This is a genomic window from Labrys sp. (in: a-proteobacteria), assembly GCF_047605565.1.
GTDB classification, from domain to species: Bacteria; Pseudomonadota; Alphaproteobacteria; order Rhizobiales; family Labraceae; genus Labrys; species Labrys neptuniae.
Genome location: NZ_JASGFM010000019.1, coordinates 115,720 through 125,683, shown reverse-complemented (window position 1 = coordinate 125,683; position 9,964 = coordinate 115,720). Strand labels below are relative to the sequence as shown.

The following is a 9,964-nucleotide window of genomic DNA, read 5'->3' as shown; positions in this document are numbered from 1 at the left end:
GCAACGCCGTCCGTCGATGGCCGCTGTATAGAGGCACCAAACCGCAGGTGTCAACACTGAAAACATCACTTTTTTGCAGAACCGTCATGCAAGCTTTGCACCCCCGTGAAGCTTGACTCGAATCGTGTTTCTAATCTCGCGCGAGCGCGGTTATTTCGCGCCTGAACGGCAGCGCATCGCCGATGTCGGGCTCGTCCAGTTCACGGGCATAGCGGTGCCCCGCATAGGTCGCCCAGGCAATCGGCCCCGGCGCCTCGGCATCGCCGATCACTTTGATGGAGCGGATGCCGCTGCCGGCCCATTCGTCCCGTCGCGCCTTGAGGAGCTGCCATAGCTCGTCCTGCTGCCGGCGCGCGGTGACCAGCACGACCCCATCCGCCTCCAGCCTTGCTTCGGCCCCGGTATAGCTGCAGGCCGTGACCACACCGCTGGCCTCGATGCGCGCCACCGTCCGGTTGAGCACGATCTCGACCCCATGCTCGACGAGCCTGCGGTGGATGGCCCCTTGCTCCAGCGTGTTGCGCGTCCAGTCGGAGACATAGGCGGAGGGGGTCACCAGCGTCACGCTCGCGCCCTGCCGTGTCAGCAATTCGGCGAGCACGCCGCCCATGTAGTAGTGATCGTCATCGAACAGCACGACCCTGCCGGCGGGCAGCCGCCCCTCCATCAGGTCATCGGGCGTGAACACCGGCATGGCCGGATCGATCGGCAGCGGCACGACATGGGCGCGCGCCACGCCGTCCCGGCGCCAGGCCGAACCGGTGGCAAGCGCGACATGCTCGAAGCCGAAGCCGAGAATCTCGTCGGCCGACAGGCGGCTGTCGAAATAGATCTCGACATTCGGCATCTGGCCGAGCTGGTACTGGCGATAGTCGCGCACGCGGCCCCAGGCCGACAGGCCCGGCAATCTGCATTCGCGCGCCACCCGCCCCCCGAGTTCCGTACCGGCCTCGGCCAGAATCACCTTGTAGCCTCGCAAGCCCAAGGCGCGTGCCGCCTCCAGTCCGGCCGGGCCGGCGCCAACGATCAGCACGCTCTCGCCGGCGCCCTTGGCCTGCATGCGCTCGGGATGCCAGCCCTTGCGCCATTCCTCCATGAAGGTGGGGTTCTGGGTACAGCGCGAGATCGACATCGTCATGTCGCCGGTGATGCAGATATTGCAGCCAATGCATTCGCGGATGTCCTCGATCCGGCCCTCCTCGATCTTCCTGGGCAGGAAGGGATCGGCAATGGAGGGACGGGCGCAGCCGATGAAATCGAGCGTGCCGGAGCGGATCATCCGGGCCATCACGTCCGGTGAGGTGAAGCGACCGACACCGACGACGGGCTTGGAGGTCAGCTTCTTGATGCCGGCGACCAGGCTTTCCTGCGCCGCCTCCTCCTTGAAGCGCGACGGACCGGAGCAATCCTCCCAGGCACCATGGGCAAGGTCCCACAGGTCCGGCAGGTCAGCATGCATCTCGATCATGTCGCGCACCTCGGCATTGCCGAAGCCGAGCTCGCCGATGATCTCGTCGAGGGAGATGCGCAGCGTCAGCCCGCATGTGTCGCCAATGGCATCGCGCCCCTCCTCGATCAGCTCGCGCATCAGGCGGGTACGATTTTCCAAGGAGCCGCCATATTCGTCCGTGCGCTGATTGGTGGCGGTAGACAGGAAATGCTGGATGATGCCGAAGCCATGCGCGCCATAGAGGCAGACCAGATCGAAGCCAGCCTGCTTGGCGCGCCTGAAGGCATTGCGGTGCCACCGCCTGAGGTCGCGGATATCCTGCCGGTCCATGGCCCGGGCCTGCACCGGATCATTGGTGAAGGTACGAATCGGCAGGGCCGAGGGCCCGCGCGGGACTTCCTTGGTATAGAGATTGGGGCCGTTGATGCCGGAATAGGCGAGCTGGATGCCGGCAAGGGCGCCATGCTCATGCATGGCGTCGGCCATCCTGGCCAAGGCGGGGATATCGGCATCGTCCCACAAACGCAATTCGATGAAGGGGGTGATTTCCGAGGTGTGATGCATCTCGGTCTGCTCGGTGAAGACGACGCCCCAGCCGCCTTCCGACTTGATCCGCCGCATCTCGGCGGCGGCGGAGGGGTCGCGATAGCCACCACCATTGCAATGGGGCACCTGGTAGAACCGGTTCTTGGCCGTCACCGGGCCGATCTTCATCGGCTCGAACAGAATGTCGTAGCGTGGATGGCGCATGAAATTCCCCGGGTTCGACGATCGCACCGCCGGGCAGATGCGAGGCGTCCCGATGCCTCCCAAAGCGCAGCGTGATCTGAACGAATTGCTTCAAATCACGATGACGCATCGAACCAGAGCGTTAGAGCAGGCAGCCGCTCGATCGTGAACGCGCTTGCCCTGGAGCATCACCACCAATTTCGGGGAGCCCGCGGCGACGGCAAATTAGAGTTTTCCGATGCAATGGATCAGCTGGGCTGAAGCAGGCGCGCTGCCTCGCTTGCACATCACCGCGCACGCTGCTGAAGCGCCTGGCGCAGCATCACCGCCGCGGCTCCGAGCGTCTCGACAGGATGGGCCTTGCAGTATTCGCTGATCCAGCGGCGAATCGAGGTGCCATCCTCGTCGATCAGCCAATCCTCCGCCCGCTCAGCAAGATTTGCCCCGCTGAGGAAGCCGGCAACCCAGGCTGCATAGGCCGTGCCCTGGGTCGAATTGGCGCTTGCCGTCCACCTGTCACAGGTCACGTCCATATAGCCGACGGCCGAGCGCCTTACTTCCTGAGCCAGCGCCGCGCCGGAATGGACCATGGCAGACAGGACGATCGCTCCGATGACACCCCGCATGCCGTCAGCCCGGTCGATTCGTGTTGGCGGACATGGTGCAATCCTTTTCCAGCCGGGCCTGGAGCAAGGCGGTCAAATGCTGGTGCCCGTCCGCCTGAGTTGCCACCGCGAACCGAGACTTTCGCAAAACGGCAAGTTTCATTCGCAGTTGTCGGCGAACAGCCCTCAGACTGTCAACCATCCCGAACGAACTGCCCCGTTCGTGATCCCGACGCAGCGCAAAGAAAATCTCTTGCCTGCGCACCCAATTGAATGTCTGCCCGCCAAACCAAGATCGCGCCTTGACGGAAAGGCTTCCCCTCTCTGCGGGGCTGCCATTCCCTTGCTCACCTTGTGCACCAGGCACCCATCCATCCTTCATCCACCACCATACCCGCTTCAATTCCCGAAGCGGCCCTGTTCCTTCTGCAACTGATGCGGCGGCCCCTCGATCATGATCGGACCAACGCTTATCGACGATCGTATCTATGCGCTAAAGGGCCTTTTCGGCTTTCCGATGACCAAGCAAGTCTTGGCCCTGTCAAGTCTTGGCCCTGTACTGATTGGTGCCGATGATCATCGGGAAATGCTCCGCAGGTTCCCGCCATTCTGCTGCCAATGATGTGAAGCCGGATTTAGGCGAAAACATGGGTCCGGCTGGCAAGAAAGCCGGCCGAGGCCGTATTTGGCGACCTGTCCGGGCGGGCCGACGGGCCGAAATCAAACAGGCAGGACGTCATTTGCCGTGCGGGAGTGCCCGGCCTCTGGGGTGATTTCATCGCAAGAAACCAGACCCCGGGAGCGGACCGGACGGCGAGCCGGCCAAAAAGGCCGGTCGCCGTCTCGCGGATGGAAACGGCCCATCCCGTTCGCAGGCTTTCTCAGTAATAGGCCGTGCAAACCCGGTTGCCATAGGAATCATAGCCCACCTGGGCGCATTGGCGCGGGCCGCCGCCATAGCCATCGTAACCCGGCTCGGGTTCGCGGCTCGGGGTGGTGGCCGCACCCACGGCGGCCCCGCCGGCCGCACCGATGGCACCGCCGATGAGGGCACCGCGCCCCTTGTTCTTCGAGACACCGGCGCCAATGGCGGCACCGGCCACGCCGCCAAGCACGCCGCCACCGACCGCCCGGTCCCCGGGATTGTCCGACGCACACCCCGCTACCGACATAGCGACGGCGCCCGCCAAAACCGTGATCAGAATTTTTTTCATAGATCGGTCTCCGTTTGCCAGATTACCGCTAAGTAATGATTCGGTCGCAATCGTGGCGAGCGTATTTCATCGGTTTATTTTAACCATGCCTGGCGATTGCCAGACCCTCCTTTCAATTTGAATTGAGGTAATTCGATCGATGCAAAATGGTTCAACTTTCCAAGGGGGCTGATCGACTGCTAAGGTCGCCATCTATTTGATAGAAAGACATTATCCAAGCCGCTCTCCCAACCCAGGGAGTGCCAAAGTCGCCGCGAGATCGCGCGTGAACTGGCGGGCCACTTCTGTCGGTTCGGGCTGAACCCGCAAGGCGATATAAAATTGCGACCGCCACACCAGGCCGGGTCCGTCGAGCCTTCGCATCTCACCGCGTTCGACCCATTTGCTCGCGAAATGAACGGGCAGGAAACCGAGGAAACAGCCGCTGCGGATCAGCACGGCCTGCGCTTCCATATTCGAGACCGAGGCCGTGATCAGGGGATCCTGTAGTGCGGCGAGTTCGGCGCGATGCAGATAGGGGCGGACCGTCATGGGATGGCGGGCAATCACCGCCGGCGTGATCTGCGCCGTAGCGCCGGCAAAGAGCGGATGGGCCTGCCCGCAATAGAGGGCATGCTCCTCCACATAGACAGGCGCATAGTCGATATTGGCCTGGCGGTTCGGGAACGGGCCGATGGCGACATGGATGTCTCCGGTCTGCAGCCCCTTGCCCAGCGCTTCGGGCGTGCCGACCTCCAGGCTGAGGCGGACCTGCTGCTCGCGTTCGAAAAAGCGTTGCACCGCCCGATGCACGGGCAAATCGGGGTTGTCCGCCTCGCTGTCGACGATGCCCACCCGCAAATGACCGGTGAGAATCCTGCGCAGGACGCCGAGATTGGCCTCGCAGGTCTCGAGCGAGCCCAGCATGCGCTTGGCTTCATGATAGACCGCCTCACCCTTCGGGGTCAGTGAGAATCCCCCACGTCCGCGCTGGCAAAGCGTGAAACCCACGGCAAGCTCGAGATCCTTGAGATGGGTCGAGATCACGGACTGGCCCGCGCCCAGAACGGCCTGTGCCCCGCCAAAGCCGCCATGCTCCACCACCGCGCAGAAGGTGCGCAGGTTCCGCACCATGTAGTCGCTGATCCGCATGACGGTCCCCGGGACAGACAGGTTTCGACAGTTTCCCGTTACATCAAAATTCCCGATGTAAGAATTGAAAAGTTCCGAATTATGAATGCATTCATTTGCGGCATCATCCCCAACCAATCGCCCGGCTGCCCCATGCCCATAGAAGGCACCTCCACCATCCCGGCCGGACGACGCCTTGATGATCCAGCTTCATCCAAGAGGGGACGTTTTCCATGAGCCACCCACACGCCGCGACCACGCCATCTCGGCTCCGAGCCGGTGGCGATGCCGCCACGAGCCCCGTCCTGCGCCGGGCTGCCTTTGCCAGCTTCATCGGCACCTTCGTCGAATGGTTCGACTATGCCGTCTATGGCTTTCTGGCGACGGTGATCGCCGTGGTGTTCTTCCCGGCCACCGACACGCGCAGCGCCCTGATGGCCACCTATGGCGTCTTCGCCCTGTCCTTCATCGTCCGTCCGATCGGCGGGGTGATCTGGGGCCATTTCGGTGACAGGTTCGGCCGCAAATCGACCCTGACGCTGTCGATCTTCATCATGTCGTCAGCCACCTTCGTCATCGCCTTCCTGCCATCCTACCAGACGGCCGGGCTGGCCGCGCCGGTGCTGCTCCTGCTGACCCGCCTCGTGCAGGGCTTTGCCGCCTCGGGCGAATATGCCGGCGCCGCCTCCTTCCTCGCTGAGCACGCGCCCGACCGCAGGCGCGGCATCTATACCTGCCTGGTGCCGGCCGGCGAGGCCGCGGGCCTGCTCGCCGCCTCCCTCTTCGTCGCTCTGCTGCATGCGCTGCTGACCACCGATCAGCTGCAGGCATGGGGCTGGCGCCTGCCCTTCCTGTTCGCGCTACCCTTCGGCTATGTCGGCGTCTTCATCCGCCGCCGGCTCGAGGAGACGCGCCACTTCAAGTCCCTGGAGGCCGCCCATCACGTGCCGCCGGCGCCGGTGCTCGAACTTCTCGGCAAGCACCGCCGCCAGGTGCTGATCGCCTTCGGCGGCACGCTGCTCAACGCCGTCGGCTTCTATCTCGTGCTCAGCTACATGCCGACCTATCTGGCCACCGAGCTCGGCATCAGCGAAACCGCCGCCTTCCTCGGCTCGACCATCACCCTCACGGTCTATCTCGCTTCGATCTTCGTGATGGGCATGCTGTCGGACCGGCTCGGCCGCAAGGCCGTGCTGATCGCCTGCTCGCTGCTGTTCGCCGCGCTCACCGTGCCGCTGTTCGTCGTACTCTCGTCCGTCAGCTTCACCGGCCTCGGTTCCGGCGGCTTCCTGGCGATCCTGGGGATCTGGGCGCTGTTCGGCGCCCTCCTCGCCATGAATGGCGGCACGCTGCCGACTCTGCTGTGCGAATTGTTCCCCACGCGGGTGCGCTATTCGGGTTTTGCCCTCAGCTTCAACGCGGCGAACGCCCTGTTCGGCGGCACCGCCCCCTTGATCGCCACCTGGCTGATCGGGGCGAGCGGCAGCAAGCTCGCGCCGGCCTGGTTCCTGGTGGCCGCCGCGCTGGTGACCCTCCTCGCCATCGCCATGACGACGGCCGGCCGCGCCGGCTCCACTCTCGACGACGACTAGAAGCGGCGCGGCACAGCTCGCCCCGTCGCCTGAAAACTGCAAGGACCCGCAATGAGTGAACATTCCTACGAAGCCGGACGGCTGAACCTGCCTTTCGTCGGCATCTCCACCTTCGCAAAGCGCCCCTATGTCGCCGATTGGCGCCGCATCGACGCCGACGTCGCCATTCTCGGCGCCCCCTTCGACTTCGGCACCCAGTTCCGCGCCGGTGCTCGCTTCGGTCCCCGCGCGGTGCGCGAGGCCTCCACGCTGTTCAGCTTCGGCCATGCCGGCGCCTATGACCATGAGGACGATCGCACCTATCTGCCGGCTTCGGTGCGGATGGTCGACATCGGCGATGCCGACATCGTGCACACCGACACCCAGAAGAGCCATGCCAACATCGAGGCCGGAGTCGCCGCCATCCTCGATGCCGGGGCGATGCCGGTGGTGATCGGCGGCGACCATTCCGTCAACATTCCCTGCATCGACGCCTTTGCGGGGCGCGGCGATATCCATATCCTCCAGATCGACGCCCATCTCGACTTCGTCGACGAGCGCCACGGCGTGCGCTACGGCCACGGCAATCCGATGCGCCGCGCCGCCGAGAAATCCTATGTCAGCGGCCTCACCCAGGTCGGCATCCGCAATGTCTCCTCCACCGCCAAGGAGGGTTATGACGATGCCCGCCGCATGGGCTCGGACATCCTGTCGGTGCGCCAGATGCGCGCGCTCGGGGCCAAGGGCGTGATCGATCGGATCCCGGCCGGAGCGCGGGTCTACGTCACCCTCGACATCGACGGCTTCTGCCCCTCCATCGCCCCGGGCACCGGCACGCCCTCGCATGGCGGCTTCCTCTATTACGAGGTGCTGGAAATGCTGCAAGCGCTGGCGCGCCGCAACGAGGTGGTCGGCATAGACCTGGTCGAGGTGGCGCCCGACTACGACCACACCGGGGGCACCGCGATCCTGGCGGCGCAGATCCTGCTGAATTTCCTCGGCTTCGTGTTCGACGCCCGCTCGGCAAGGGCTGCCGCCTGACCGGAAACGATAGTCGCAGTCGGTTCCGGCGCAGGGCGCGCTATAGCACGAAGCTGACCGGTCCCCCGCTTTCGGGATGGGGAATCACACCCATCTCGATGCCATAGATGGCCTTGAGGCAGGCGGGCGTCATGATCTCGGCGGGGGTGCCGCGGGCGATCAGGCGGCCGCCATGCAGGGCGACCAGTTCGTCGCAATAGCGCGCGGCCATGTTGACGTCGTGCAGCACCACGACGACGCCGATGCCGCGTTCACGCGACAGGCGCCGGACCAGGGCCAGCACATCGACCTGATGAGCGATGTCGAGCGCCGAAATCGGCTCGTCGAGGAGGAGGCAGCGCGTGTCCTGCGCCATCAGCATGGAGAGCCAGACACGCTGACGCTCGCCCCCCGACAGCGTATCGACCAGCCGGTCGGCGAAGGGGCCGACATCGGCCAGCGCCATCGCCTCGGCAACCTTTTCGGCATCGGTCTTGCCGAAGCGCCCGAACGGGCCATGCCAGGGATAGCGCCCAAGTGCGACGAGTTCCTTGGACAGCAGGCTGGTGGCCGGCGGGATGTGCTGGGGCAGGTAGGCGACCTGGCGGGCAAAGGCCCGTTCGCCCCAGTCCCCAAGCAGGGTGCCGCCGAATCGCACCGAACCGGAGCTCGGCGCCTGCTGGCGCGCCAGGATCTTGACCAAAGTCGACTTGCCCGAGCCATTATGGCCGACCAACCCGATCACCCGGCCTGGTGCCAGGGACAGCGTCAGGGGCTGCAGCAGCACGCGCCCGGGAATGGCGAAGCTGACGTCTTCGAGCGCGAAGAGATCCGTATCGGCATGAGCCGGTATCGGAACTGATGCACTCTCTTGCGAAGCGGTCATAGGCATCGGCGTTATCACTTGAAGATGATGGGTATGGTCACGGTTGCGGCACGGCCGCCGGGTGGGGGCGGGACCGAGCCAAGCCGGCGGATGGTATTGACGCCGCTGGTATCCAGGCTTGGATTGCCACTCGAACCGGCGAGGCGAGGAGATGAAACTTGCCCGCTTGCGCTGATCGCAAAGGTTACACGGACCGTGCCCCTTCCGCTTGCCGATATCGAGTTGGCTGCCCGATTTACTCGGGCGTATACGGCGCGCTTCCAGGCGGCGAGTTCGTCACCCGTTGCCGAGCCCGACTGGCGCGGCGCCGCGGGCTGGACCGCCTGCTGGCGAGGGGCGACGACGGTGGGCTTGGGCTGCACCACGGGACGCTGCCGCTCCGGCTCCTTGCGGGGCGCGGGCTTCTTCTTCGGCTTGGGCTGTGGCTTGGGCGCCGCGGGCAGGATCACCTCCGCCTTGTCCTTTGATGGCAGGTCGGGCACCACCTCCGGGGGAGGCTCCGGCGGCGTTTCGGGCTCTACCGTTTCCGGCTGCACCGGTTCAGGCTCCGGTGGCGTCTGCTCCGGCACTTGCTGAGGCTCCACCGGCGTTGGCTCGACCTCCTGAGTCTGCGGTTGCACAGGCTCGGGCTCGACCGGCTGGACCGTCTCGGTCGGCGTCTCCTGCGTCTGCTCAGGCTGAGTCTCGGCCAAGGCTTCCTGGGGCGGCGCTTCAGGCAGAGTGGTCGGAGGGGCCAGATCAAACTCAATAGCCGGCAAGGGATCTCCGGCGGGAGGCGGCCCGACCGGATGCCAATCGCGTGCAACCCAGATACCGGCACCATGCACGAACAACATCACGACCGCTGCCGCCGTCCACAAGGCGACGTTGGGCAGGCTTGCAGCCTTGCCGGCCAGCCTGGACAAAGGCACCTGCTCACTCATTGTTGCGGCGCGGCGCCTGTGCTGACGGCTTGTCCGGTATCCTCGAGACCGACCAGGGCGATCTTGAGATAGCCGGCGTTACGCAGGAGATTCATCACAGCCATGATGTCGCGATAGGCGACGCCGCCATCGGCGCGCAGGAAGACACGCTGCTCGCGGTCCGCCCCCGTGAGCTGGTCGATGGCGGGCTGGAGCTGCTCACGCGGCACGGTGTTTTCGCCGAGCGCCAGGGTCAGATCCTTCTTCACGGTCAGGAACACCGGCTTGTCCGGGCGCGGCTGCACCTTGGCGTTGGAGACGGGCAGGTCGACGGCGACATCGACGGTGGAGAGGGGCGCCGCCACCATGAAGATGATCAGCAGCACCAGAATGACGTCGATGAACGGCGTGACGTTGATGTCGGAGACTTCCGACAGGTCGCCGTCCTGCGGATCCTTGAGGGAGACGCCCATACCG

At 64.9% G+C, this 9,964-nt stretch carries 9 protein-coding genes; 2 read left to right on the top strand and 7 right to left on the bottom strand.

Going from position 1 to position 9,964, the window contains the following annotated elements:
* Nucleotides 1–130 precede the first annotated feature (130 nt).
* From QM672_RS18120 to QM672_RS18105, 4 genes are all read right to left on the bottom strand, one after another.
* Nucleotides 131–2,200, bottom strand: a complete 2,070-nt coding sequence (locus tag QM672_RS18120; protein WP_415084222.1) for an NAD(P)-binding protein — start codon at nt 2,198–2,200, stop codon at nt 131–133.
* A gap of 266 nt (nt 2,201–2,466) precedes the next feature.
* Nucleotides 2,467–2,805 (bottom strand): HdeA/HdeB family chaperone, encoded by a 339-nt coding sequence (locus QM672_RS18115; protein ID WP_068294318.1) that lies wholly within the window; start codon nt 2,803–2,805, stop codon nt 2,467–2,469.
* A gap of 860 nt (nt 2,806–3,665) precedes the next feature.
* Entirely contained in the window at nt 3,666–3,998 is a 333-nt protein-coding gene (locus QM672_RS18110; protein WP_068294316.1) for a YMGG-like glycine zipper-containing protein, read from the bottom strand.
* Nucleotides 3,999–4,208: 210 nt separating this feature from the next.
* Nucleotides 4,209–5,129, bottom strand: a complete 921-nt coding sequence (locus tag QM672_RS18105) for a LysR family transcriptional regulator (RefSeq protein WP_415084219.1) — start codon at nt 5,127–5,129, stop codon at nt 4,209–4,211.
* Between the two features lie 212 nt (nt 5,130–5,341).
* On the opposite strand from QM672_RS18105, the gene QM672_RS18100 reads away from it, so the two are divergent.
* Nucleotides 5,342–6,700: an MFS transporter gene (locus tag QM672_RS18100; protein WP_415084217.1), complete on the top strand. Its 1,359-nt coding sequence runs from the start codon at nt 5,342–5,344 to the stop codon at nt 6,698–6,700.
* Between the two features lie 51 nt (nt 6,701–6,751).
* Nucleotides 6,752–7,720: an agmatinase gene (gene speB, locus QM672_RS18095; RefSeq protein ID WP_311940608.1), complete on the top strand. Its 969-nt coding sequence runs from the start codon at nt 6,752–6,754 to the stop codon at nt 7,718–7,720.
* 40 nt (nt 7,721–7,760) lie between these two features.
* On the opposite strand, the gene QM672_RS18090 is transcribed toward speB, so the two are convergent.
* The 3 genes from QM672_RS18090 to exbD are packed head-to-tail and all read right to left on the bottom strand — an operon-like array spanning nt 7,761 to nt 9,960.
* Entirely contained in the window at nt 7,761–8,585 is an 825-nt protein-coding gene (locus QM672_RS18090; protein ID WP_415084236.1) for an ATP-binding cassette domain-containing protein, read from the bottom strand.
* Nucleotides 8,586–8,599: 14 nt separating this feature from the next.
* Nucleotides 8,600–9,496 carry a TonB family protein gene (locus tag QM672_RS18085; RefSeq protein WP_415084215.1) on the bottom strand — a complete coding sequence of 299 codons (897 nt, stop codon included), beginning with the start codon at nt 9,494–9,496 and terminating at the stop codon, nt 8,600–8,602.
* 8 nt (nt 9,497–9,504) lie between these two features.
* A complete protein-coding gene (gene exbD / locus QM672_RS18080; RefSeq protein ID WP_311940604.1) occupies nt 9,505–9,960 on the bottom strand; it encodes a TonB system transport protein ExbD in 456 nt (151 codons plus the stop codon).
* Nucleotides 9,961–9,964: the final 4 nt, after the last annotated feature.

Coding starts and splice junctions, on each gene's coding strand:
- speB (WP_311940608.1), top strand. CDS start 6,752: ATGAGTGAACATTCCTACGAAGCCGGACGGCTGAACCTGCCTTTCGTC.
- QM672_RS18120 (WP_415084222.1), bottom strand. CDS start 2,200: ATGCGCCATCCACGCTACGACATTCTGTTCGAGCCGATGAAGATCGGC.
- QM672_RS18115 (WP_068294318.1), bottom strand. CDS start 2,805: ATGCGGGGTGTCATCGGAGCGATCGTCCTGTCTGCCATGGTCCATTCC.
- exbD (WP_311940604.1), bottom strand. CDS start 9,960: ATGGGCGTCTCCCTCAAGGATCCGCAGGACGGCGACCTGTCGGAAGTC.
- QM672_RS18100 (WP_415084217.1), top strand. CDS start 5,342: ATGAGCCACCCACACGCCGCGACCACGCCATCTCGGCTCCGAGCCGGT.
- QM672_RS18105 (WP_415084219.1), bottom strand. CDS start 5,129: ATGCGGATCAGCGACTACATGGTGCGGAACCTGCGCACCTTCTGCGCG.
- QM672_RS18090 (WP_415084236.1), bottom strand. CDS start 8,585: ATGACCGCTTCGCAAGAGAGTGCATCAGTTCCGATACCGGCTCATGCC.
- QM672_RS18110 (WP_068294316.1), bottom strand. CDS start 3,998: ATGAAAAAAATTCTGATCACGGTTTTGGCGGGCGCCGTCGCTATGTCG.